The organism is Azospirillum sp. TSO35-2 (assembly GCF_003116095.1).
In the GTDB taxonomy this organism is placed as follows: Bacteria; Pseudomonadota; Alphaproteobacteria; order Azospirillales; family Azospirillaceae; genus Azospirillum.
Genome location: NZ_LGRA01000018.1, coordinates 1 through 24,172, shown reverse-complemented (window position 1 = coordinate 24,172; position 24,172 = coordinate 1). Strand labels below are relative to the sequence as shown.

Annotated in this window: 20 protein-coding genes; 11 read left to right on the top strand and 9 right to left on the bottom strand. The window is 70.5% G+C overall.

Translation table 11 applies throughout. The features are described 5' to 3' along the window. Positions 1–124 precede the first annotated feature (124 nt). Positions 125–1,069 (bottom strand): LysR substrate-binding domain-containing protein, encoded by a 945-nt coding sequence (locus TSO352_RS11150; protein WP_109107426.1) that lies wholly within the window; start codon positions 1,067–1,069, stop codon positions 125–127. Positions 1,070–1,445: 376 nt separating this feature from the next. On the opposite strand from TSO352_RS11150, the gene TSO352_RS11145 reads away from it, so the two are divergent. Genes TSO352_RS11145 through TSO352_RS11115 form a run of 7 tightly spaced genes read left to right on the top strand, consistent with a single transcriptional unit; the run spans position 1,446 to position 7,019 of the window. After that, positions 1,446–2,546, top strand: coding sequence for an FAD-dependent oxidoreductase (locus tag TSO352_RS11145; RefSeq protein WP_247872033.1), 1,101 nt, complete (start codon positions 1,446–1,448; stop codon positions 2,544–2,546). Continuing rightward, the gene (locus TSO352_RS11140; protein WP_109107424.1) at positions 2,527–2,823 is read left to right on the top strand and encodes a (2Fe-2S)-binding protein; all 297 of its coding nucleotides are present in this window, start codon (positions 2,527–2,529) and stop codon (positions 2,821–2,823) included. Before TSO352_RS11145 ends, TSO352_RS11140 begins: the two co-directional genes overlap by 20 nt. Beyond that, positions 2,820–4,286 carry an NAD(P)/FAD-dependent oxidoreductase gene (locus TSO352_RS11135; RefSeq protein WP_109107423.1) on the top strand — a complete coding sequence of 489 codons (1,467 nt, stop codon included), beginning with the start codon at positions 2,820–2,822 and terminating at the stop codon, positions 4,284–4,286. The genes TSO352_RS11140 and TSO352_RS11135 overlap by 4 nt, the downstream gene beginning before the upstream one ends. 13 nt (positions 4,287–4,299) lie before the next feature. Then, complete coding sequence (locus TSO352_RS11130; RefSeq protein ID WP_109107422.1) at positions 4,300–5,463, top strand: FAD-binding oxidoreductase; 1,164 nt, start codon at positions 4,300–4,302, stop codon at positions 5,461–5,463. A gap of 26 nt (positions 5,464–5,489) precedes the next feature. Then, positions 5,490–5,837, top strand: coding sequence for a RidA family protein (locus TSO352_RS11125; RefSeq protein ID WP_109107421.1), 348 nt, complete (start codon positions 5,490–5,492; stop codon positions 5,835–5,837). Positions 5,838–5,870: 33 nt separating this feature from the next. Continuing rightward, positions 5,871–6,638, top strand: coding sequence for a transporter substrate-binding domain-containing protein (locus tag TSO352_RS11120; protein ID WP_109107420.1), 768 nt, complete (start codon positions 5,871–5,873; stop codon positions 6,636–6,638). 33 nt (positions 6,639–6,671) lie between these two features. Beyond that, the gene (locus TSO352_RS11115) at positions 6,672–7,019 is read left to right on the top strand and encodes a RidA family protein (RefSeq protein ID WP_109107419.1); all 348 of its coding nucleotides are present in this window, start codon (positions 6,672–6,674) and stop codon (positions 7,017–7,019) included. Between the two features lie 78 nt (positions 7,020–7,097). On the opposite strand, the gene TSO352_RS11110 is transcribed toward TSO352_RS11115, so the two are convergent. From TSO352_RS11110 to TSO352_RS11075, 8 genes are all read right to left on the bottom strand, one after another. Continuing rightward, the gene (locus TSO352_RS11110) at positions 7,098–8,717 is read right to left on the bottom strand and encodes a ribonuclease J (protein ID WP_247872032.1); all 1,620 of its coding nucleotides are present in this window, start codon (positions 8,715–8,717) and stop codon (positions 7,098–7,100) included. Between the two features lie 546 nt (positions 8,718–9,263). Continuing rightward, on the bottom strand, positions 9,264–11,090 hold the full coding sequence (locus TSO352_RS11105) for an IlvD/Edd family dehydratase (protein ID WP_109107418.1): 1,827 nt from the start codon (positions 11,088–11,090) through the stop codon (positions 9,264–9,266). Between the two features lie 66 nt (positions 11,091–11,156). After that, on the bottom strand, positions 11,157–13,136 hold the full coding sequence (locus TSO352_RS34250; RefSeq protein ID WP_109107417.1) for a HAMP domain-containing methyl-accepting chemotaxis protein: 1,980 nt from the start codon (positions 13,134–13,136) through the stop codon (positions 11,157–11,159). Positions 13,137–13,197: 61 nt separating this feature from the next. Further along, a complete protein-coding gene (locus TSO352_RS11095) occupies positions 13,198–14,157 on the bottom strand; it encodes a Gfo/Idh/MocA family oxidoreductase (RefSeq protein WP_109107416.1) in 960 nt (319 codons plus the stop codon). Positions 14,158–14,199: 42 nt separating this feature from the next. Further along, positions 14,200–15,396 carry a multiple monosaccharide ABC transporter permease gene (gene mmsB, locus TSO352_RS11090; protein ID WP_109107415.1) on the bottom strand — a complete coding sequence of 399 codons (1,197 nt, stop codon included), beginning with the start codon at positions 15,394–15,396 and terminating at the stop codon, positions 14,200–14,202. Next, entirely contained in the window at positions 15,393–16,976 is a 1,584-nt protein-coding gene (gene mmsA, locus TSO352_RS11085; protein WP_109107414.1) for a multiple monosaccharide ABC transporter ATP-binding protein, read from the bottom strand. The genes mmsB and mmsA overlap by 4 nt, the downstream gene beginning before the upstream one ends. A 78-nt stretch (positions 16,977–17,054) precedes the next feature. Continuing rightward, entirely contained in the window at positions 17,055–18,128 is a 1,074-nt protein-coding gene (gene chvE / locus TSO352_RS11080; RefSeq protein ID WP_109107413.1) for a multiple monosaccharide ABC transporter substrate-binding protein, read from the bottom strand. Between the two features lie 117 nt (positions 18,129–18,245). Then, the gene (locus tag TSO352_RS11075; RefSeq protein WP_109107412.1) at positions 18,246–19,292 is read right to left on the bottom strand and encodes a LysR family transcriptional regulator; all 1,047 of its coding nucleotides are present in this window, start codon (positions 19,290–19,292) and stop codon (positions 18,246–18,248) included. A 188-nt stretch (positions 19,293–19,480) separates the two neighbouring features. On the opposite strand from TSO352_RS11075, the gene TSO352_RS11070 reads away from it, so the two are divergent. The 4 genes from TSO352_RS11070 to TSO352_RS11055 form a co-directional block, all read left to right on the top strand. Continuing rightward, positions 19,481–20,359 carry an SMP-30/gluconolactonase/LRE family protein gene (locus TSO352_RS11070; protein WP_109107411.1) on the top strand — a complete coding sequence of 293 codons (879 nt, stop codon included), beginning with the start codon at positions 19,481–19,483 and terminating at the stop codon, positions 20,357–20,359. Positions 20,360–20,387: 28 nt separating this feature from the next. After that, a complete protein-coding gene (locus TSO352_RS11065) occupies positions 20,388–21,314 on the top strand; it encodes a dihydrodipicolinate synthase family protein (RefSeq protein WP_109107410.1) in 927 nt (308 codons plus the stop codon). A gap of 44 nt (positions 21,315–21,358) precedes the next feature. Then, on the top strand, positions 21,359–22,939 hold the full coding sequence (locus tag TSO352_RS11060) for an aldehyde dehydrogenase (NADP(+)) (RefSeq protein WP_109107409.1): 1,581 nt from the start codon (positions 21,359–21,361) through the stop codon (positions 22,937–22,939). A 148-nt stretch (positions 22,940–23,087) separates the two neighbouring features. Next, positions 23,088–24,172: porin (locus TSO352_RS11055; RefSeq protein ID WP_109108273.1), on the top strand; the 1,085-nt coding region annotated here is incomplete at its 3' end.

Sequence of the window (24,172 nt, the reverse complement as noted above, 5' to 3'; positions counted from 1 at the left end):
GCCTGTGGGACGTGACGTCCGCCGGCCGGTTCGTCGGACCATCGCGTTCAGGACGCCGACGAAGGGTGGCGGTGTGGTCACATAACCGTCAAATCGAATTCCCGCCATCATTCATCCGGCAATGTTATAATTCCGTCCCCCGAACGACTTGCACGCCGTCTTGCGCGCCGCCAAGGTCGTCGCGGAAGCGTTTCGCCTCCTCCAGGAAGCCGGCCAGGAAGTCTTCGGCGATCATCGACAGGGGGACCTGGGCGGAGCGCAGGATGGCGATGTCGAAGCCGATGCGCGGTTCGAACGGCCGGACGACCAGCCCATGCGGGACATAGTCCCGGGCGGTGAAGGGGTCGACGATCGACACGCCGTAGCCGGCGGCGACCATGGCGCAGGCGTTCATGGTGAGTTGGGTTTCCACCCGCAGCACGCGCGACACGTCGTGGTCGGCGAAGATGGTGTCGATGCGGTAGCGCAGCAGCGTCGGCGGCGTGGTGGAGATGAAGCTCTCGCCCTCGAAATCCTTCGGCTCCAGCACCTCCTTGGCCGCCAGCGGGTGGCCGGGCGGCAGGATGGCGACCGCGGGCAGTCCGTGCAGCTTTTCCGTCAGCACGGCGGCGTGGTCGATCGGGGTGTGGGCGAAGCCCAGCTCGCACTGGCCGGTCGCCACCCAGTCGAGGATGATCGGCGAGGTGCTGCCACGCAGCGCGATGTCGACCCGCGGCCGTTCCGCCAGGAAGCGCGCGACGTAGCGCGGCAGGAAGCCGACGCCCAGCGCCGGCATCGCCGCCACCCGCAGCGTACCGCTGCGCCGTGCCGTCAGGTCGCGCGCCGTCTGCTCGATCAGCTCCAGCCCGACGAAGGCGCGGTCGACCACCTGGTAGAGCGACATCGCCTCGCTGGTCGGCGCGACGCGCGGGCCGCGGCGTTCGAACAGCGTCAGCTTCAGCGCGTATTGCAGGTCGCTGATCAGCCGGCTGACCGCGGGTTGCGAGATGTTCAGCAACTCCGCCGCCGAGGTGATGCCGCCGGTGACCATCACGGCGCGGAAGGCTTCGATCTGGCGCGGGTTGATCATGCCGCCCCCGTCGCCAGCCCGGTCGTTTCATAACATTCGAACATGAAACACCCCTTCGATCTGATTTGACAGTTATAGGTTGGCTGCCGATGCTGTCGCAAGGATCGAGGAGCGGCCGTGCGTCGCCGGGCACCATCCTGCGGCGTCCCGCAGAAGAAAACCACGCAGTTCGCAAGCCATCCATGCGCGGCGCCGCCCTGATCGGCCGTCCGGGCAAGAAAAAACAGTGCCAACCCAAATATTCGGCGCCCGATGCGGGAGCCGGGCGCGGGCGATGCACGGATCACGACAATTGCCGGTGCGCAAGGAACCTTGCGCGGCATCGGCGGCGGGAGTGGAGACGATGACGCAGCCCAATCGGGGCGGAGAGTACGATGTGGCCATTGTGGGCGGCGGGCTGGTCGGGTCGGCGCTGGCCTGGGGCCTCGCCCGGTCGGGGCAGAGGGTCGTGGTGCTGGACGAGGGCGACATCGCCGTGCGGCCGTCGCGCGGCAACTTCGCCCTGGTCTGGGTCCAGGGCAAGGGGCTGGGCATGCCGGAATACGCCGGCTGGACCAAGCAATCCTCCGACGACTGGGCCGGCTTCGCCGGGCTGCTGCGCGACCAGACCGGCATCGACGTCGCCTTCCGGCGGCCCGGCGGCTTCATGCCGGCGCTGTCGGAGGAGGATTTGCAGGCCCGCGCCAACGCCATGATGCGGCTGCACAACCAGCCCGACATGATCCGCTACCCCTACGAGGTGATGGACCGCGAGACGCTGCGCCGGGAGCTGCCCGTCATCGGGCCGGAGGTCGTCGGCGGCACCTACTGCCCGCTGGACGGCCATTGCAACTCGCTGCGGCTGCTGCGGACGCTGCACACCGGCATCGGCCTGCTGGGCGTCGACTACCGCCCGAACCACCGGGTGGAGCGGATCGAGCGGCGCGACGGCGGCTTCCGGCTGGCGACCGCGGGCGGCGAGATCGGCGCCGGCAAGGTGGTGCTCGCCGCCGGCCACGACAGCGCCCGGCTGGCGCCGATGGTCGGGCTGTCCGCCCCGGTGCGGCCGCAGCGCGGCCACATCATCGTCACCGAGAAGACCGCGCCCTTCCTGCACCACCCCACCGGCTATGTCCGCCAGACCGACGAGGGTGGGGTGATGATCGGCGACAGCTTCGAGGAGGCCGGCTTCGACACCACGCTGCAGCCCGGCGTGTCGTCGGCCATCGCCGCGCGGGCCATCCGTATGTTCCCGCTGCTGGGCCGGCTGAACGTGGTGCGGAGCTGGGCGGCGCTGCGCGTGCTGACCCCCGACGGCTTCCCGATCTACGAACAGTCGGCGACGGCACCCGGCGCCTTCGTCGTCACCTGCCACAGCGGCGTGACGCTCGCCGCCAACCACGCGCTGACGCTGGCGCCGCTGATCGCGGCCGGCGATCTCGGCGACCGTTTCAAGGTTTTCAGCGCCCGGAGGTTCCATGTTCCGCAGGCTGCCTGAGGTCGCGGGCGACGCGATCCCCTTCACCATCGACGGCCGTCCGGCCAGCGCCCGGGCCGGCGACAGCGTCGCCGCAGCCCTGCTGGCGAACGGCGTCACCACCTGCCGCAACACACCGGTCAGCGGCGCGCCGCGCGGCCCCTATTGCATGATGGGCGTCTGCTTCGACTGCCTGGTGACCATCGACGGGACCGGCAACCGCCAGGGCTGCCAGGTCCGCGTCGCCCCCGGCATGGCGGTCGAAACCCAGGACGGCAAGCGCGAGGTGGAGCGATGAGCGGCCAAGCGACACGGTTTGACTTCGACATCGCGGTGATCGGCGCCGGTCCGGCCGGTCTGGCCGCGGCGGCGCTGGCCGCCGGGCGCGGGGCGTCGGTCGTCCTGCTCGACGAGCAGGCGGAGCCGGGCGGCCAGATCTACCGCGCCGTCACCGAAACGCCGGTGCGCGACCGCAAGGTGCTGGGTCCCGACTATTGGCATGGCGCCGAGCTGCTGGGGCCGCTGCGCGACAGCGGCGCCGTCCACTGGCCGGGCAGCGTGGTGTGGAGCGTCGCCCGGCCGCGGGAGGATGGGCCGCGCAAGGACGGTGCCGACGGTCCGCGCCGCATCCAGATCGGCCTGTCGCGCAACGGGGTGGCGGCGCTGCTGACGGTGCGCCACGTCATCATGGCGACCGGCGCGCTGGAGCGGCCGTTCCCGATCCCCGGCTGGACCCTGCCGGGCGTGCTGGGCGCCGGGGCGGCGCAGGTGCTGCTGAAGACCTCCGGCCTCGTGCCGTCGGGGGCGACGGTGATGGCGGGCAGTGGGCCGCTGCTGTGGCTGCTGGCTTGGCAGTATCTGCAGGCCGGCGCGCGGATCGACGCGATCCTCGACACCACGCCGCGGGAGAACTGGCGCGCCGCGCTGCCGCTGCTGCCGGGCTTCCTGCGTTCGCCCTATTTGGGCAAGGGCATGAAGCTGATGCTGGAGGTGCGGCGCAAGCTGACCGTCATCGGCAACGTCACCGGGCTGCGGGCGCAGGGGGATGGCGTGCTGAAGAGCGTCACCTACAGCCGAAACGGCGTTGAGCAGCGGTTGCCGGCCGACACGCTGCTGCTGCACCAGGGCGTGGTGCCCAACCTGAATCTCGCCAACGCCACCGGCTGCGCCCAGCGCTGGGACGAGGTGCAGCGCTGCTGGCGGCCGACCACCGACGATTGGGGCGCCACCTCGGTCGAGGGCGTGGCGCTGGCCGGCGACGGTGCCGGCATCGGCGGCGCCCGCGCGGCGGAGGAGGCGGGGCGGCTGGCGGCGCTCGACGCGCTGCACCGGCTGGGCCGCATCGACCGGACGCAGCGCGACGAGGCGGCGGCCCCCTTCCGCGCCGCGCTCGACCGCGCGCTGACCGGCCGCGCCTTCCTCGACACGCTCTACCGCCCGGCGGAGCCGTTCCGCGTGCCGGCCGACGACACCATCGTCTGCCGCTGCGAGGAGATCACCGCCGGCGCGGTGCGCGAGGCGGTGCGGCTCGGCTGCAGCGGCCCCAACCAGGCCAAGAGCTTCCTGCGCTGCGGCATGGGGCCGTGCCAGGGCCGGCTCTGCGGCCCGACGGTGACGGAGGTCATCGCGGCGGAGCGCGGCGTCTCACCGGCCGAGGTCGGCTATTACCGGCTGCGCCCGCCGGTGAAGCCGATCACGCTGGCCGAGCTGGCGGCCCTGCCGAAGACCGAGGCCGACATCGACGCCGTGCTGAAGCATTGAGGAGCGGCGCCCGATGACCGCCACCGCCACTGGCACCGGCACCCCGTCCCGTCCTGATGTGATCGTCATCGGCGGCGGTCTGCACGGCTGCTCGGCCGCCCTGCATCTGTCGATGCGCGGCGTCCGGGTGCTGGTGCTGGAGAAGGACCATGTCGCCCGCCACGCCTCCGGCGTCAACGCCGGCGGCGTGCGCCAGCTCGGCCGCCACGTCGCGGAGCTGCCGCTGACCGTCGCCGCGATGGCGCTGTGGCACCGCATCGGCGAGCTGGTCGACGACGATTGCGGCTTCGAGAGTCACGGTCAGGTCAAGGTGGCGGAGACGGAGGCGGAGCTGGCGACGCTGCACGCCCGCGTCGCCGAGCTGCGGGCGCTCGGCTTCAGCCATGAGGAGGTGGTCGGCCGGGACGAGCTGCGGTCGCTGGTGCCGGCCATCGCCGATCACTGCGTCGGCGCCCTGGTGTCGCGCGGCGACGGCGCGGCGATCCCCTTCCGCACCACCTTCGCCTTCCGCTGCAAGGCCATCGCGCTGGGCGCGCGCTTCCAGGAGGGGGGAGCGGTGACCCGGTTGGCCCGCCGGGGCGGGCTGTGGAGCGTGGAGACCGCCGACGGCGCCCGCCACGAGGCGCCGGTGGTGGTGAACTGCGCCGGGGCCTGGGCCGACCGCATAGCGGCGCAGGTGGGGGAGCCGGTGCCGCTGGAGGTCATCGCGCCGATGCTGATGATCACCGCCCGCGTGCCGCCCTTCATCAAGCCGGTGGTGGGGGCGACCGGCCGCACCCTGTCCTTCAAGCAGTTCCCCAACGGCACCGTGCTGATCGGCGGCGGGCTGCTGGGCCGGGCGGTGCGGGACGAGAACCGGACGGAGCTGGACTTCGCGCAGGTGTCGGTCAACGCCCGCACGGTGTGGGACCTGTTCCCGGCGATGCGCGGCGCCACCATCGTCCGCGCCTGGGCGGGGATCGAGGCGCGGATGCCCGACCAGATCCCGGTGATCGGCCCCAGCGGGACCGAGCCCGGCCTCTACCACGCCTTCGGCTTTTCGGCGCACGGCTTCCAGCTCGGCCCGATCGTCGGGCGGATCACCGCCGACCTGATCACCGGCGGCGCCACCGACCTGCCCATCGCCGCCTTCCGCATCGGCCGTTTCGCCGGCGCCGCCGGCACCATCGCCGCCTGACCCCCTTATCCCCGGAGCATTCCCCCGTGACGATCCAGCGTTTCCACCCGACCCCGCGGCTGTGCGACATGGTCATCCACAAGGACACGGTCTATCTGGCCGGCCAGATCGTCGACGACGGCTCCACAACCGTGGAGGCGCAGACCCGCGACGTGCTGCGCCAGATCGACGCCCTGTTGGCCGAAGCCGGGACGAGCAAGAGCGGCATCCTGACCGCCACCGTCTATCTGGCCGACATCGCGACCTTTCCCGAGATGAACGCCGCCTGGGACGCCTGGGTCGACCGTGCCAACCCGCCGGCCCGCGCCACGGTGGAGGCCCGGCTGGCCGACCCGTCGATCCTGGTCGAGATCGTCGTCGTCGCGGCGCGCTGACCCGCATCATCCCCCGTCACCACGGAGTCCACCATGAAGCGCCTGTCGATGGGCGTCGCCGCCCTTCTGTTGCTTGCGTCCTGCGGTGTCGCCGCGGCGCAGGAGCCGGTCCGCATCGCCACGGAGGGGGCCTACCCGCCCTTCAACTTCACCCAGCCCGACGGCAAGGTGGCGGGGCTGGAGGTCGACCTCGCCAACGCCCTGTGCGAGCGGATGAAGCGGCCCTGCACCGTCGTGGCGCAGGATTGGGACGGCATCATCCCGGGGCTGCTGGCGAAGAAGTACGACGCCATCATGGCAACGATGAACATCACGCCGGAGCGGGCCAAGGCCATCGGCTTTTCCATCCCCTACATGGTGGTGCCGGCCTATTTCGTGGCGCCGGCCGCCTCGACCATCGACGGTTCGCCGGCCAGCCTGCGCGGCAAGACGGTGGGCGCCCAGACCTCCACCACCCATTCCCGCTACGTCGAGAAGCATCTGGGCGACACGGCGACGCTGAAGACCTACGACACCGCGTCCAACCTGCTGGCCGATCTGAAGGCCGGCCGCATCGACGCCGCCATCACCACCGGCGCCACCGCGTCGGACTGGGTCAAGGGCGACGCCGCCAAGTCGATCAAGCTGGTCGGCCAGCCGGTGGTCGACACCGACGTGTTCGGCCCCGGCATCGGCGTCGGCCTGCGCCAGGAGGACGCCGCGCTGAAGCAGGCGTTCGACACCGCCATCCGGTCGGTCGTGCAGGACGGCACGCTGGCGCGCATCGCCGCCCGCTACGTCGATTTCTCCATCACCCCGTAACCGCCGTCATTTCCCCAACAGGAGAGTGTTTCCGTGATCAAGCGCATCGAGAAGACCAAGATCATGCACCGCGTCGTCGTGCACAACGGCATCGCCTTCCTCGGCGGCATCATCGCCGACGACGTCGGCGTCGGCATGGGCGGTCAGGTCACGCAGATCTGCGCCAAGCTCGATCAGGTGCTGGCGCTGGCCGGCTCCGACAAGACCAAGCTGCTGTCGGCCCAGCTCTTCATCACCGACATGGGCCTGAAGGACGAAATGAACGACGCGTGGCTGTCCTGGCTCGACGGCAACGACCTGCCGGCCCGCGCCACCATCGGCGTCGCCGACCTCGGCAAGCCGGAGATCAAGATCGAGGTGGTGGTCACCGCCGCCGTTTGACGGCGCCCCGCTGAACGCAAAAACGCCCCGCGCTGGAGTGCGCGGGGCGTTTCGTTGCGTCCGATCGGGGAGCGGGGATCAGGCGGCGATGCGCCGGACCTTGGCCCGCTGCTCCGCCTCGGCCTCGATGTCCACATCCGTTTCGGCCGGCGGCTGCCAGACGATCAGGTCGCGGCCGGTGTTGGCGAGGCGCCTCGGCTCGATGCGGCCGACCACGCCGGTGCCTTCGCGGGCGATCCGGATGATGTCGCCGTCTTCCGGAATGATCGCCCGTTCGACGCCGCAGCTGCGGGCCAGCCGGGCGTGGGCCTCCAGATGGTCGATGGTGCCGTGCACGGGAACCGCGAAGCGCGGCCGGACCAGCGCGTACATCCGCGCCAGATCGTCCCGCTTGGGGTGGCCGGAGACGTGGACCGGCGCGTCGGCCGGGGTGACGATCTCCACCCCCAGGCTGCGCAGATGGTCCTGCACGTCGGCCAGGGATTCCTCGTTGCCGGGAATGGCGCGGGCGGAGAAGATGACGGTGTCGCCCTGCTCCAGCCACAGGTCGCGGTGCTCGTCGCGGGCCAGCCGGCTCAGCGCCGCGCGCTCCTCGCCCTGGCTGCCGGTGCACAGGAACACGAGGTTGCTGCGCGGCGTCCAGGAGGCTTCCTGCACCCCGATGAAGTTCGGGATGTGGTCCATGAAGCCGCAGGCCTGCGCCGCCTTTTCCATGCGCAGCATGGAGCGGCCGACCAGCACCACCTTGCGGTCGTTGGCGGCCGCGGCCTCGGCGACGGCGGTCATGCGGGCGACGTTCGAGGCGAAGCCGGTCACCGCGATGGCGCCCGGCCGGCCGGCGAAGGCGGCGATCAGGCCGGCGCGGGCGTCGGCCTCCGACCCGGTGGAGCCGGGCACGTCGGCGTTGGTGCTGTCGCACATCATGGCGAGCAGCCCCTCGTCACCCAGGCGCTTCAGCGCCTCGAAATCGGTGCTGCGGCCGACCAGCGGGTTGGGGTCGAACTTCCAGTCGCCGGTGTGCATCACCGTGCCGGCCGCGGTGCGGATGGCGAGCGACATCGGTTCCGGGATCGAGTGGGTCACCGCGATGGTCTCGACCTGGAAGGGGCCGAGCTGCAGCGTGTCGCCGATCTCGAAGGTCTGGACGCGGGCGACGCGCTGGGCGCCCACCTCCTTCAGCCGCTCGCGGATGATGTGCGAGGCGAAGGGGCTGGCGTAGATCGGGCAGCGCAGGCGCGGCCACAGATGGTGGATCGCGCCGATGTGATCCTCGTGGGCGTGGGTCACCACCAGCCCGACGACGTCCTGCATCCGCTCCTCGATGAAGACCGGATCGGCCATCAGGCTGTCGATGCCCGGCGCCTCGTCGCCCATGAAGGCGACGCCGGCGTCGACGATCAGCCATTTGCCGGCGTGACCGTACAGCGCCATGTTCATGCCGATGCGCGAGCAGCCGCCCAGCGGCAGGAACAGGATCTCGTCCTTGCCCGGCACGGGGCCGCCGGCGGGACCGCCGCCGCCGCTGCCGAAGGCCGGGCGGGGGATGTGGGTGGGATCGCTCGGGCGGTTGTCGCCGGAGCGGTGGTCGCCCGAACGGTGGCCGTTCGCGCGCTGGTCCTGCGGACGCGGGCTTTGCGAACGCTTGGTGCGAGCGCGGTCGTTCGGCGCCCTGCGGCGCCGCTTGTTGTCAAACGTCATACCTGTGTCGTTTTCTTCTCGAAGGCCGGCATTCAACGCTGCCGGACGGGCGTGCATCGCTCGTCGATGCGGATTGGAATTGCGGGGAACCGGAGCGCGGCGCCGGGATGAGGACACATCCTGGCAGCCTTCGACGTCCGGTCGGAGGAGATGGCGGACAAAATTCGGTGGAAACCATGCCGGAAGCGCCATGATCCGGTGTGAAACCGGTCACGGCAGCCGTCGTGCGACAGGGTCGGGGACTGAGCCGTCATTGGCCTCGGTCACCCGGCGCGACCCCGGAATGCGGCTGGATTTTGGAAATACCGGCTGCTCCACAGGGCCTCGACCACATCTTATGTGGTGAAAGCCCGGCGGACGTCAAGCTTTGTCGCGCGGCGTCGCGTCGATCACCCGGACAACCCAGGCCCGCGCCCGCCGCTGGCGGCCGCGGGGACCGGAGGCGGGGCCGGCATTGCCCCGCTCTCCACCACGGCGTCGTCCAGAAGAATGGAACCGTCGCGGTCCGGTGCGCCCGGCCGCGACGTCCGGTGCGGCCGCTGCCCGTCAGTGGTTGTCGCGCGGGATCCCCATGGTCTGGGCGACGCGCTGGTACTTGACGGCCGGCTTCAGCACCATGCCCTCGTCCAACTGGTCGACGAGGCCGCGCTGGATCTCCTGCCACGGCGTCTGCGACGGCGGGACCGGGTAGCCGCCGGCGGCCTTCAGCGCGGCGCGGCGGTCGGCCAGCTCCGCCTCGGGGATCAGGATGTCGGCGCTGCCGCGGCGCAGGTCGATCCGCACCCGGTCGCCGGTGCGCAGCAGGGCCAGCCCGCCGCCCGCCGCCGCTTCCGGCGCGGCGTTGAGGATGGAGGGCGAGCCCGAGGTGCCGGACTGGCGGCCGTCGCCGATGCAGGGCAGGGAATGGATGCCCTGCTTGATCAGCTCGGCGGGGGGCCGCATGTTCACCACCTCCGCCGCTCCCGGATAGCCGATCGGCCCGGCGCCGCGGATGACCAGGATGGTGTAGGCGTCGATGCCCAGATCGGGGTTGTCGATGCGGTGGTGGTAGTCCTCCGGCCCGTCGAAGACGACGACCTTGGCCTCGAACGCCTCGGGGTCCTGGGGGTTGGACAGGTAGCGCTCGCGGAACTCGTCGGAGATCACGCTGGTCTTCATGATGGCGGCGTTGAACAGGTTGCCGCGCAGCACGACGAAGCCGGCGTTGATCTTCAGCGGCTGGTCGAACGGGTAGATCACCCGGCTGTCCATGATCGGCTGGTTGCGGCAGTTCTCGCCGATGGTCCGGCCGTTGACGTTGGGCGCGTCCTCGCGGATCAGGCCCTTGTCGATCAACTGCGCCACCACGGCGGGGACGCCGCCGGCGCGGTGGAAGTCCTCGCCGAGATACTCGCCGGCCGGCTGCAGGTTGACCAGCAGCGGCACGTCCAGACCGTGGGTCTGCCAGTCCTCCACCGTCAGCGGCACGCCGATGTGCTTGGCGATGGCGTTGATGTGGATCGGCGCGTTGGTCGAGCCGCCGATCGCCGAGTTGACGACGATGGCGTTGTGGAAGGCGTCGGGGGTCAGGATGTCCGACGGCTTGATGTCCTGGTGGACCAGCTCGACGATGCGCTTGCCGGTTTCATAGGCGGCCTGCTGGCGCTCGCGGTAGGGCGCCGGGATCGAGGCCGAGCCCGGGAGCTGCATGCCCAGCACCTCCGCCAGCGAGTTCATGGTCGAGGCGGTGCCCATGGTGTTGCAGTAGCCGGTCGACGGCGCCGACGACGCCACCAGCTCCAGGAAGCCCTGGTAGTCGATCTCGCCGGCCGCCATCATCTGGCGCGCCTTCCAGACGATGGTGCCCGACCCGGTGCGCTCGCCGCGGAACCAGCCGTTCAGCATCGGCCCGACCGACAGGGCGATGGCGGGGATGTTGACGGTCGCCGCCGCCATCAGGCAGGCCGGCGTGGTCTTGTCGCAGCCGATGGTCAGCACGACGCCGTCCAGCGGGTAGCCGTGCAGCACCTCGACCAGCCCGAGATAGGCGAGGTTGCGGTCGATCGAGGCGGTCGGCCGCTTGCCGGTCTCCTGGATCGGGTGGACCGGGAACTCGATGGCGATGCCGCCGGCGGTGCGGATGCCCTCGCGCAGCCGCTCGGCCAGCACGATGTGGTGCCGGTTGCACGGGCTGAGGTCGGAACCGGTCTGGGCGATGCCGATGATCGGCGCGCCCGACTGCAGCTCCTCGCGGGTCAGGCCGAAGTTGAGGTAGCGCTCCAGGTACAGCGCGGTCATGTCGGGATTGGCGGGGTTGTCGAACCACGCGCGCGACCGCAGCCGCCGGCCCGGACCGGAAGAGAGCAGGGGGGAGGTGGGGGTCGTCTCGGGCATATCGAACACCGATCAAGGAGGGTGAGGGGGCGGGCCGGGAGGGACCGGCGCCGGAGTGGGGGAGCGTCAGGCCGCGCGCATGTCCGCCAGGAAGCGGGACACGCAGCCGCGCAGGTCTTCGGCCTCGCCGGACAGGCCGTCCGCGGCGGTGCGGACCTGTCGGGAGGCGTCGTTGGTGGCGAGGAAGGCGTTGGTGACGCCGGTGATGTTGTCGCGGACGTCCTGCGTGCCGCGGGCGGCGCGCTGGATGCTGCCGCTGATTTCCTGCGTCGCCGCCCGTTGCTGGGTGATGGCGGCGGCGATGGTGGTGGAGACGTCGTTGACCGCGCCGATCACCTGGGTGATCTCCAGGATCGCGGCGGCGGCGTCGCTGCTGACGCGCTGGACGGCGGCGATCTGGCTTTCGATCTCCTCGGTCGCCTTGGCGGTCTGGGCGGCGAGGCTCTTGACCTCCGAGGCGACGACGGCGAAGCCGCGGCCCGCCTCGCCGGCGCGGGCGGCCTCGATGGTGGCGTTCAGCGCCAGCAGGTTGGTCTGGCCGGCGATGGAGCCGATCAGCTGCACCACGTCGCCGATCTGGCGGGCGACGCCGGTCAGGCTGCGCACGGTGCTGTCGGTGACGCGGGCGATCGCCACCGCCTGTTCGGTTACCTCGGTGCTGTGGGCGACGTGCTGGCCGATGGCGGCGATGGAGACGGTCAGCTCCTCGGCGGCGGCGGCCACCGTCTCGACGCTGCCGGTGGTCTCGCCGGAGGTGCGGACGGCGTCGTCGGCCAGCCGGCTGGTCTGTTCCGTGGTCGACTGGATGCCCTGGGCGGTCGACTGCAACTGGGTGGCGGCGGTCGCCACGCGGCCCAGCGCGGTGTCGACCATATGTTCGAAGTCGCGGGCCAGGCGGTCGATCCGCTCGGCGCGGCGGCGGCTGGCCTCATGCTCGGCCGCCTTGTCGGCGGCCATCCGGTCGGCCTCGATCAGGCCGGCCTGGAAGACCTGGACCGCCCCGGCCATGCCGCCGATCTCGTCGCGACGGGCGAGGCCGGGGATCGTCACGCCGCGGTCGCCGCCGGCCAGCCGGGTCATGGCGTCGGTCATCGCCACCACCGGGCGGGACAGGCTGCGGGCGATCAGCAGCGCCGCCAGCAGGCCGAGGATCATGCCGCCGGCCGAGGCCGCGACCATCGCCCGGCGGTAGCCGGTGATGTCGGCGGAGGTGTCGGTGCGCAGCTGCTGTTCGTCGGCGACGCCGCGGTCGGTCAGGGTCCGCGCCTGCTCGCCGATGGCGGAGCCCAGCGGGTCGAGGGTGTCGGCGACCAGCGCGTCGCGCTGCCCGGTCGCCTCGACCAGGCGGTCGAAGCCGGCGGCGTAGCCGTCGAGCGTCTTCAGGAAGGCGGACACCAGGCCGCGCAGCGACGGGTCGGCCAAGCCCTTGGCCATCGTCTGGCCGGTGGTGGCGGCGGTCTTCAGCTCGGTGCGGGTGGCGGTGGCGAGGCCGGCCGACCCCTCGCCGAGGAAGCGCGCCGCGACGGTGCGGGCGGCCTGCACATGCATCGCCGCCTGGGCGGCGAGGTGCAGCGCCTCGATATCGCCGCCGGTGCGCGCGTTGGTCAGGATGGTGCTGAGCATGGTCTGGAGCTTCGACCCGAACTTCGCCACCTCGGCCGCCGCCTCGGTCCGCCGGCCATGCGCCTCGCGCACCTGGGCGAAGGCGTCGCGGTACTGGCCGATGCGGTCCTTCATCGTCGCGGCGTCGGCCAGTTGGCCGACCAGGGTGTCGGCCTCCGCCGACAGCGCGGCGACGGCGTCGGCATCGTCGTCGCGGCCGTTCAGCAGGAAGGCGGCGGTCTTCAGCCGCATGTCCAGCATCAGGGTCTGCATGCGCCCGAGATCGACCACCTGTTCGGCCAGCGCGCCGTTGCGCCGCACCACCGTCTCCGTCTCCGACAGGGCGTTGATGCCGACACCGGCGACGGCGGCGAGGAACAGCAGGATCCCGGCGCTGCCGGCCATGATGCGGTGGCTGATCCGTGTTCCGATGGCGATGGTCATGCTGGACCTCCCTTGCCCGGCAGCAGGCTCGTGGTGTCAGAACGCGCGGTGGGTGACGGGCTTACCAGTCGAAGGCGTCGGTGGTCCGCCAGCGCCCGACCAGGCAGGCGTCGGCGACCAGGTGCAGCGGCCGGGCGTCGACGTCGCACGCCCCGTCGGCGATCAGCCGGTGGAAATGCCGGTAGATGCGCTGGTATTCGGTGTCCGGCTCCTCCGCCGTCGGCACCCCGTCGATCGCCAGCCGGGTGCCGCCGCGGGTCAGGTCCAGCCGGGTGCCGTCGGCCATGACGATGGCGATGGCCCAGGTCTGCTCGCCCTCCTGGCGGAAGTCGAAGTCGGCGGTCATCGGGACGCCGGCGGCCGAACCGTGGGTCACGGCGTAGCCGGCCTGCATCTCCAGCATCGCGGCGATCGGGGTGTCGCGGTTGGCGGGAACCAGCAGCTCGGCGCCGCGGACGAAGACCGGGCCGGGCAGGATGCGGGTCAGGATCGACAGGGCGTTGATGCCGGGGTCGAAGACGCCGAAGCCGCCCGCCGCGAAGATCCAGTCCTGGCCGGGGTGCCAGCGCCGCACATCCTCCTTCCAGGTGATGGCGACGCTGCGGATGGCGCCGCCCTCGGCGAGCCGCCGCCGCGTCTCCTCCACCGCCGGGTTGAACTGGGAATGCCAGGCGGTGAACAGGGTGCGCCGGACCGTCGCGGCCTTCTCCGTCAGGTGCTGAAGCTCCGACACGGTGGCGGCCGGCGGCTTCTCGATCAGGACGTGCAGGCCGGCCCGCAGCGCCTCGGCCGTCAGCCCGTGCCGCACGGCGGGCGGCGTGCAGATCGCCACCGCGTCGAGGTCGGGCAGGGTGTCCAGCATCTCGGTCTGGCTGCGGAAGGTCGGCACGCCCTCGTAAACGGCGCCGTCCGGGCTGACCACCGCGGCCAGATCGAACAGGCCGGTGGCGGCGATGGCCGGGATGTGCTGGTCGCGGGCGATCTTTCCCAGACCGACAAGCCCGAGGGTGGGGAGCGTCATGACAGGTGTCCCGGAATGGGTCCGACCGGCGTGAAGGCCGAGTCAGGCCTTGCCCTTGTTGTAGACGTCGAAGCAGACGGCGGCGAGCAGCACCAGACCCTTGATCACCTGCTGCCAGTCGATGCCGATGCCGAGGATCGACATGCCGTTGTTCATCACGCCCATGATGAAGGCGCCGATCACCGCACCCGTCACCCGGCCGACGCCGCCCGAGGCCGAGGCGCCGCCGATGAAGCAGGCGGCGATCACGTCCAGCTCGAACGACACGCCGGCCTTCGGCGTGGCGGTGTTGAGGCGGGCGGCGAAGATCAGCCCGGCCAGCGCCGCCAGGACGCCCATGTTGACGAAGGTGTAGAAGGACAGCCGGCGGGTATCGATGCCCGACAGCTTGGCCGCCTTCTCGTTGCCGCCCAGCGCGTAGATGCGCCGGCCGATGGTGGTGTCGCGGGTGACGAAGGCGTAGAGGCCGATCAGGATCGACATGATGATCAGGACGTTCGGCAGTCCCTTGTAGGAGGCCAGCAGCCAGCCGATGTAGGCCATCACGGCGAACAGACCGGCGCTCTTGGCAATGAACAGCGGCAGCGGCTCCTGCTCGATGGCGAAGCGGTGGCGGCGCAGGCGGGCGGCGACGCTCATCCCGATCATGATCGCCGGCGTCACCACGCACAGCAGCAGCGTCGTCAGGTGGAAGCCGCTCATCCCGAAGACGTCGGGAATGAAGCCGGAGCTGAGAAGCTGGAACTCCACCGGGAAGGGGCCGACCGACTGGCCGGCCAGCAGCGCCAGACTGAGGCCGCGGAACACCAGCATGCCGGCCAGCGTCACGATGAAGGACGGGATGCGGAAATAGGCGACCCAATAGCCCTGCGCCGCGCCGATGATGCCGCCGGCGACGAGGCAGATCAGGGTGGTGGGGAGGAAATGCAGGTGGAACTGCACCATCAGGATGGCGGCGAGCGCGCCGATGAAGCCGACGATGGAGCCGACGGACAGGTCGATGTGCCCGGCGACGATCACCAGCAGCATGCCCAGCGACATGATGATGATGTAGCTGTTCTGCAGCACCAGATTGGTCAGGTTCAGCGGCTGCAGCAGCGTGCCGTCGGTGACGTACTGGAAGAACGCCACGATCGCCAGCAGCGAGATCAGCATGCCGTAATCGCGCATGTGGCTCTTGAGGAACTTCGCCATGGAGGCGTCGCGCGGCTGGGCCGGCAGGTTGATTTCGGCGCTCATTGCAGATACTCCCGGGGTCCCGTTCCGTCGGCGGCCGTCGCCGTGCCGCCCGCCGCGCTGCCTGACGACATGATGGCGTGCATGATCTTTTCCTGGCTGGCCTCGGCCGCCGGCATCTCGGCGACCAGGGCGCCCTCGTTCATCACATAGATGCGGTCGGCGACGCCGAGCAGTTCCGGCAGCTCCGACGAGATCAGGATGACGCCGCGGCCTTCGGCCACCAGCTGGTTCACGATGGTGTAGATTTCATACTTGGCGCCGACGTCGATGCCGCGCGTCGGTTCGTCCAGGATCAGCACCTGCGGGTCGGCGAACAGCCATTTGCTCAGCACGACCTTCTGCTGGTTGCCGCCGGACAGGTTGACGGTCTCCTGGAACACGCTGGAGCAGCGGATGCGCAGGCGGCGGCGGAAGTCGTTGGCGACCTCGATCTCGCGCTCGTGGTGGATCACCCCGGCCTTGGCGACGCCGTCCAGGTTGGCCAGCGTCACGTTGTGGCGGATGTCGTTGTCGAGCACGAGGCCGTAATGCTTGCGGTCCTCGGTGGCGTAGGCCAGCCCGCTGTCCATCGCGCGGCGGATGGTGGAGACGTCGATCTCGCGCCCGGCCAGAAAGGCTTGGCCGCGGACGTTGCGGCCGTAGGAACGGCCGAACAGGCTCATGGCGAATTCGGTGCGGCCGGCGCCCATCAGCCCGGCGATGCCGACGACCTCGCCGCGGCGGACGTGCAGGTCGATGTCCTTGACGACGCGGCGGCCGGCGTGGATCGGGTGGTCGGCGCTCCAGCCCTTGACCTCCAGCAGGATCTCGCCGGGGGTGCTGACCCGCCGGGGGTAGCGGTCGGCGAGGTCGCGGCCGACCATGCCCTTGATGATGCGGTCCTGGCTGATGGGGGCGTCGTGGCAGTCCAGCGTCTCCACGGTCGTGCCGTCGCGCAGGATGGTGACGCGGTCGGCGACCTTGGCGATCTCGTTCAGCTTGTGGGAGATCAGGATGGAGGAGATGCCCTGGTCCTTGAACCGCCGCAGCAGCGCCAGCAGCGCGTCGCTGTCGCTTTCGTTCAGGCTGGCGGTGGGCTCGTCGAGGATCAGGAGCTTGACCTCCTTCGACAGCGCCTTGGCGATCTCGACCAATTGCTGCTTGCCGACGCCGATGTCGGTGATCAGGGTTTCCGGCGAATCGCTCAGCCCGACCGTGCGCAGCAGGTCGCGCGCCCGCATCGTCGCCGCCGTCCAGTCGATGACCCCGCCACGCGCCCGCTCGTTGCCGAGGAACAGGTTTTCGGTGATCGACAGCAGCGGCACCAGGGCCAGTTCCTGGTGGATGATGATGATGCCCAGCTTCTCGCTGTCGGCGATGCCGCGGAAGGCGACCGGCGCCCCGCGGAAATGGATGTCGCCCTCGTAGGAGCCGTGCGGGTAGACGCCGCTCAGCACCTTCATCAGCGTCGATTTGCCGGCGCCGTTCTCGCCGATCAGCGCGTGGATCTCCCCCTCCCGGACCGAGAGGTTGACGTTGTCCAGGGCCTTGACCCCGGGGAACGTCTTGGTGATGCCGCGCATCTCAAGAATGGTGTTCATGTCGATGACCCCGATCGTCCCGTTTTTCCGGTGCCGCGGCGGGCGGCGGGCAGGCCGCCACCCGCCGCGGCCGTCCGGTCACTTGATCTGGGTTTCCTTGTAGTAGCCGCTGTCCACCAGGGCCTGCTTCCAGTTCGACGCGTCGACGCTGACCGGCTTCAGCAGATAGGACGGGACGACCTTCTTGCCGTTGTCGTAGGTCTTGGTGTCGTTGACCTGCGGGGTGCGGCCGCTCAGCATGTCGTCGACCATGCCGACCGTGACCTTCGCCAGTTCGCGGGTGTCCTTGAACACGGTGGAGCGCTGTTCCCCGGCCAGGATCGACTTGACCGACGGCACCTCGGCGTCCTGCCCGGTCACCACCGGCATCGGCAGCGAGGCCGAGCCGTAGCCGACGCCCTTCAGCGACGAGATGATGCCGATGCTCAGGCCGTCATAGGGCGACAGCACCGCGTCGACCCGCTTGCCGGAGTAGTAGGCGCTCAGCAGATTGTCCATGCGGGCCTGGGCGACGGCGCCGTCCCAGCGCAGGGTGGACACCTTGTCCATGCCGACCTGGCCGCTGCCGACCTTCAGCTTGCCGCTGTCGATGTAGGGCTGCAGCACCGACATGGCGCCGTTGTAGAAGAAATAGGCGTTGTTGTCGTCGGGGGAGCCGCCGAACAGCTCGATGTTGAAGGGGCCCTTGCCCTCCTTCAGACCCAGCGCCTTCTCGATGTAGGAGGCCTGGAGGACGCCGACCTGGAAGTTGTCGAAGGTGGCGTAGTAGTCGACGTCGGCCGACCCGCGGATCAGGCGGTCATAGGCGATGATCTTCACACCGCGCTCAGCCGCCTTGTGCAGCACGTCGGTCAGCGTCGTCCCGTCGATGGCGGCGATCACCAGAACCTTGTCGTTCTTGGTGACCATGTTCTCGATCTGGGCGAGCTGGTTGGGGATGTCGTCTTCGGCGTATTGCAGGTCGGTCTTGTAGCCCTTGTCCTGGAAATACTTGACCATGTTGTTGCCGTCGTCGATCCAGCGGGCGGACGACTTGGTCGGCATCGAAATGCCGATGGTCGGCTTGGTCTGCGCCAGGGCCGGGGCGGCGGTGCCGGCGACGGCCAGCAGGCCGACGGCCAATCCGGCGAGCTTCGACTTGAAAGAAGACATGGACCCGTTTCCTCCCCGTTCTGTGACATGCCGTTCGCCGGCGCTGCTGCATCGAGCACGGATGGCTCGTGCGGCAATGGTTTGTGTGTCTAGCAATCCCCCGTTTTGCCATAACTGTCAAATATGATTATTCGGCGTTTCGATATGCATTTTGATATCGGCCGGCCCGGCGTCCGGTGGCGCGATGGTGCATGGCGCGGCGGGCGCGGCGCGGCGCAGGGAGCGTGCCGCCGCCGCCCGCACCGCGGCCAGCACGGTGTGCGCGCCGGGCGACAGCGGACGGTCCTTCAGCCAGAAGATCCCATAGGGCTCGACGCTGAACCGCTTGTGGAAGGGCAGGATCATGCAGCAGCCGCTGGGCGAGAACACCTGCGCCAGCGCGCGGGCGAAGACGGTCACCGAATCGGTTTCCGCCACCATCGCCATCGAGATGACGGGGGAGGCGCTCTCGATCACCCGCTGCGGCGGCCGCACCCCCTCGGCGCGGAACAGCGCCTCGACCCGGTCGCGCAGCAGCGAGCCGACCGGCTGGAGGATCCAGGTGGTGTCCACCAGGTCGGCCGTGGTCAGCGGACGGTTCAGCCGCAGCAGCGGGTGGGTGTCGCGGCAGACGAAGCACAGCTCCTCGCTGTTGATCTCCTGGTAATCGAAGGCGGAGGGGTCGAAGCGTCCCGGCAGCCGGCCGATGGCGAAATCCATCACCCCCTGGTGGACCCGTTCGGCCAGCACGTCGCTGGTTTCCACCGCGACGGCGATCTTCAGGTTGGGGTGCTCGCGGGTGAGGGCGCTGATCACCGGCACCACCAGCTCCACCGCCGGGGCCATCACCGTGCCGATCGCCACCCGGCCGCTGTGCCCGGCGAGCAGGGCGTTCAACTCCTCCCCCGTCTCCTCCAGTTCGCTGAGGATCATCCGGGCGTGGCGGATCATCAGGCTGCCGTACCAGTTCGGCTCGACCCCGCGGCCATGGCGGTCGAACAGCTCGATGCCCAGCGTCTCCTCCAGGTCGCCCAGCAGCTTGGAGGCGGCGGGCTGCGACATGTTCAGGCTGGCGGCGGCGCGGTGCAGGTTGCGGTGCTCGTCCAGCGCCGCGAACAGTTGGAGGTGGCGCAGCTTCAGGCGCACCCGCTGGAACCAGTTGGCGGAAAAGCGTTGGGATGTCACGGGTCGTGGCCTCCGGTCGGGCGTGGTCGGGGCAATACGATATTTGGTATCGCCCACACCGATCTTCGTATTGGACGATTATCAAAAGGCCCCTTATCGTTTGGGCAGTCAACAAATTTTAAAACCGCCCCACCGCATCGCCGGATGGGGGCGGAACAAAGGCCAAGGGCAGGGGGAGGCGAAGCGGGATGCCGCAGGAAGCGCGTTGCGTGTGGCCCGCCGGGGCGCTGCTGGGCGAAGGCCCGCTGTGGTCGCCAGGGCAAGGCGCGGTCTACGCCGTCGACATCCGGGGCGGCCGCATCCTCCGCCTGTCGCTGGCCGACGGCGCGCGCCGGGACTGGGCGATGGCGGACGCCGCCTGCTGGCTGGTCGAGAGCGCCGACGGCGACGGCTTCATCGCCGGCCTGCGGTCGCGCCGGGTGGTCCGGCTGCGCCTGGACGGCGAGGAGCCGGTGATCGTCGGCGAGCTGGCGCGGCTCGACCCCGACCGGCCCGGCAACCGGCTGAACGACGCCAAGGCCGACGCGCAGGGCCGCCTGTGGGTCGGCAGCATGGACGATGCGGAGGCGGCGCCCACCGGCGCGCTGCACCGGATCGACCCGGACGGCACGGTCGCCCTTGTGGACGCGGGCTACACCGTTGCCAACGGCCCGGCGCTGTCGCCGGACGGCCGCACCCTGTACCACACCGACAGCGCGGCGCGGACGGTCTACGCCTTCGACGTCGGCGCCGATGGCGGGCTGGCCGGCAAGCGCGTCCACATCCGCTTCACCGAGGCGGACGGCTACCCCGACGGCATGACCTGCGACGCCGAGGGCGGGCTGTGGATCGCCCATTGGGACGGCGGGCGGGTCAGCCGCTTCCGGCCCGACGGGTCGCTGGACCGCGTCATCCGGCTGCCGGTGTCCCGCGTCACCTCCTGCGTCTTCGCCGGGCCGGAGCTGGACCGGTTGTTCATCACCACCGCGGCCCACGGCCGGCCCGACGAGCCGCTGGCCGGGGCCATCTTCGAGTGCGCGCCCGGCGTCCGCGGCCTGCCCTGCGGGCGGTTCGGGCGTTCTTCCTGACACATTTCCCGAAAAGGACGTGATTGCCATGCCGGCGACCACCCGACCCTACCGCGGCGTCTTCCCCGTCGTGCCGACGATCTTCACCGAGACGGGGGAGCTGGACCTCGCCGGCCAGACGCGCTGCGTCGACTTCATGATCGACGCCGGCTCGACCGGCCTGTGCATCCTCGCCAACTTCTCCGAGCAGTTCGTGCTGACCGACGACGAGCGCACGGTGCTGATGGAAACCATCCTCAGCCATGTCGCGGGGCGCGTCCCGGTCATCGTCACCACCACTCATTTCAGCACCAGGGCCTGCGCCGAGCGCAGCCGCCGCGCCCAGGAGCTGGGCGCCGCCATGGTGATGGTGATGCCGCCCTACCACGGCGCCACCATCCGCGTGCCCGAGCCCGGCATCGTCGAGTTCTTCCAGCGGGTGTCCGACGCCATCGACATCCCGATCATGATCCAGGACGCGCCGGTCAGCGGCACCGCGCTGTCCGCCCACCTGCTGGCCCGCATGGCGCGCGAGATCGCCAACGTCTCGTACTTCAAGATCGAGGTGCCGCAGGCCGCCGCCAAGCTGCGCACGCTGATCGAGCTGGGCGGCGACGCCATCGAAGGGCCGTGGGACGGCGAGGAGGCGATCACCCTGCTGGCCGACCTCGACGCCGGCGCCACCGGGGCGATGACCGGCGGCGGCTATCCCGACGGCATCCGCCGGATCATGGACCCCTATCTGGCTGGCGACCGTGAGGCGGCGGTGGCGGCCTACGGGCGCTGGCTGCCGCTGATCAACGTCGAGAACCGCCAGGGCGGCATCGCCACCGCCAAGGTGCTGATGCGGGAGGGCGGGATCATTGCGTCGGACGCGGTGCGTCACCCGATGACTCCGCTGCATCCGGCCACCCGCGCCGGGTTGCTCGATGCGGCGCGGCGGCTCGATCCGCTGGTGCTGCGCTGGGCGCGGTAAGCGTCTATCTTTACGGTTGCCTTCTTTCGTTCAAGGATAACCCGATGACCCTCACCGGCGAGATGCTGATCGGCGCGCAGAGCCACCGCGGCGGCGACGGCGATTTCCACGCCATCAACCCCGCCACCGGCGAAACGCTGGAGCCCGGCTTCGGCGGCGGCGGCGCGGCCGAGGTCGAGCGTGCCTGTGCCTTGGCCTGGGACGCCTTCGACGCCTTCCGCGACAGCGGCCTGGAGCAGCGCGCCGCTTTCCTGGAGGCGGTCGCCCAGAACATCCTCGACCTCGGCGACGAGCTGATCACCCGCGCCATGGCCGAAAGCGGCCTGCCGCGCCCGCGGCTGGAGGGCGAGCGCGGCCGCACCGTCGGCCAGCTCCGCCTGTTCGCCCAGGTCGTGCGCGAGGGAAGCTGGCTGGAGGCCCGCATCGACCCGGCGCTGCCCGACCGCGCGCCGCTGCCGCGCGCCGACCTGCGCCAGCGCCACATCGCGCTGGGGCCGGTCGCGGTGTTCGGCGCGTCGAACTTCCCGCTCGCCTTCTCGGTCGCCGGCGGCGACACCGCCTCGGCCTTCGCCGCCGGCTGCCCGGTGGTGGTCAAGGGCCATCCCGCCCACCCCGGCACCTCGGAGCTGGTCGGCCGCGCCATCCAGGCGGCGGTGGCGGCCTGCGGCCTGCATGAGGGCGTGTTCTCGCTGCTGTTCGGCGCCGGCATCGCCATCGGCACGGCGCTGGTCGCCGATCCGCGGATCAAGGCGGTCGGCTTCACCGGCTCGCGCCGCGGCGGGCTGGCGCTGATGGAGGTGGCGGCCAAGCGGCCGGAGCCGATCCCGGTCTACGCCGAGATGAGCAGCATCAACCCGGTCTTCCTGATGCCGGCGGCGCTGGCCGCCCGTGCCGAGGCGCTGGGCAAGGGCTTCGTCGCCTCGCTGACCATGGGGGCGGGGCAGTTCTGCACCAACCCCGGCATCCTGCTGGGCGTCGCCGGGCCGGACCTCGACCGTTTCGTCGCGGCGGCGGTGGCGGCGCTCGGCGGCAGCGCCGCGGCGACGATGCTGACGCCGGGCATCCATCAGGCGTTTGATGCCGGCGTCGCCAAGCTGGCCGGCGCGGCGGCGGTGGAGACGCTGGCGCGCGGCACCGCCTGCTCCGGCCCCAACCAGGCCCAGGCGGCCTTCTTCACCACGACGGCCGAGGCGTTCCTGGCCGACGAGGGGTTGCAGGAGGAGGTGTTCGGCGCCGCGTCGCTGCTGATCCGCTGCCCGGACGTGGCGACGATGCGGCGGGTGGCGGAACGGCTGGAAGGCCAGCTGACCGCGACATTGCAGATGGACACGGCCGACGTTCCGGCGGTGGGCGGGTTGATCCCGACGCTGGAGCGCAAGGCCGGCCGCATCCTGGCGAATGGCTGGCCGACCGGGGTGGAGGTGTGCCACGCGATGGTGCATGGCGGCCCGTTCCCGGCGACGTCGGACAGCCGCACGACCTCGGTCGGCACGCTGGCGATCCGGCGTTTCCTGCGCCCGGTCTGCTACCAGGACCTGCCGGCCGAGCTGTTGCCGGAGGCCCTGCGCGACGGCAACCCGCTGGGGCTGTGGCGCCGCGTCGACGGCGTGCTCGGCCGGGATTGACAACAACAACCACGTCAGCCCTGGAGCGCTGACGTTCTGCGCGCACCGTCAGGACCGGCTGGATGCCGGGCCTGACGGACAGGAGCGGTTTTGCGCCCGCTTCGACACAAAAACCAAAACAAACCAAACAACAGCGAGGAAATGCACAATGGTCCGTACCGCATTGCTGCTGGGAGCAGCCACGGTGACGCTTGTCTCGGCCCCGGCCTTCGCCCAGTCGAAGTTCGACGTCATCCTGGGGGGCGACGCCTATTTCGAGGGCGGCTATGTCAGCCAGGACCGCGACAGCGGCCTGCGCTCCACCGAGTTCCGCAACCGCCTGCGCCTGCTGGTCACGCCGAAGGCCAAGGCCGACAACGGGCTGGAATACGGCGCCCGCCTGCGCCTGCTGGCGGAGAACGGCACCGGCAACGTCCGCACCCTGACCAACGACCGCGCCTTCCTCTTCGTCAACGGCGGCTTCGGCACCTTCCATCTCGGCGTCGAGAACGGGCCGTCCGACGACAGCGGCATCATCGCGCCGTCCGACTGGGGCACCGGCGGCGTCGACGGCTCCTTCCCGTCCTGGCTCGGCAACAGCGCCGCCAACGCGCCGGTCACCATCGGCAACATCCGCGCCCTGATCTCCGGCAACAGCGCCACCCGCGCCACCTACTGGACGCCGGAGATCGCCGGCTTCAAGCTCGGCGCCTCCTATCAGCCGTCGTCGGACAGCAGCAACACCGACGTCAACCGGCTGAAGGTGGCGCTGCCCTCGGCCAACCGCACCGGCGCCTACCGCGACGTCTACGAGGTCGGCGGCACCTACGCCAACAGCTTCGGCGGGGTGACGGTCAACGCCAGCCTGTTCTACCTGGGCGGCAAGGCGAAGGACTCCAGCGTGTCGGCGGCGACCTTCGACGACCTGTCCTCGACCCACGCCGGCCTGACGGTGGCCTATGGCGGGCTGAAGGTCGGCGGCAGCTACGCCTGGTCGGGCGACAGCGGCTACGCCAAGCCGGGCAGCAGCGTCGGCATCGTCAGCCGTGAGAAGCAGGACGTCTGGACCGCCGGCGCGCAATACACCTTCGGGCCGACGACGCTGGGCGTCGGCTACCTCAACGCCAAGGACGCCGGCGACCTGACGGTGCGCGGCCGGACCAAGTTCGAATTGATCACGGTCGGCGCCAAGTACGTCGTCGCCCCCGGCTTCAGCATCGGGCCGGAGTACAACCACTTCAAGCTCAGCTCCGA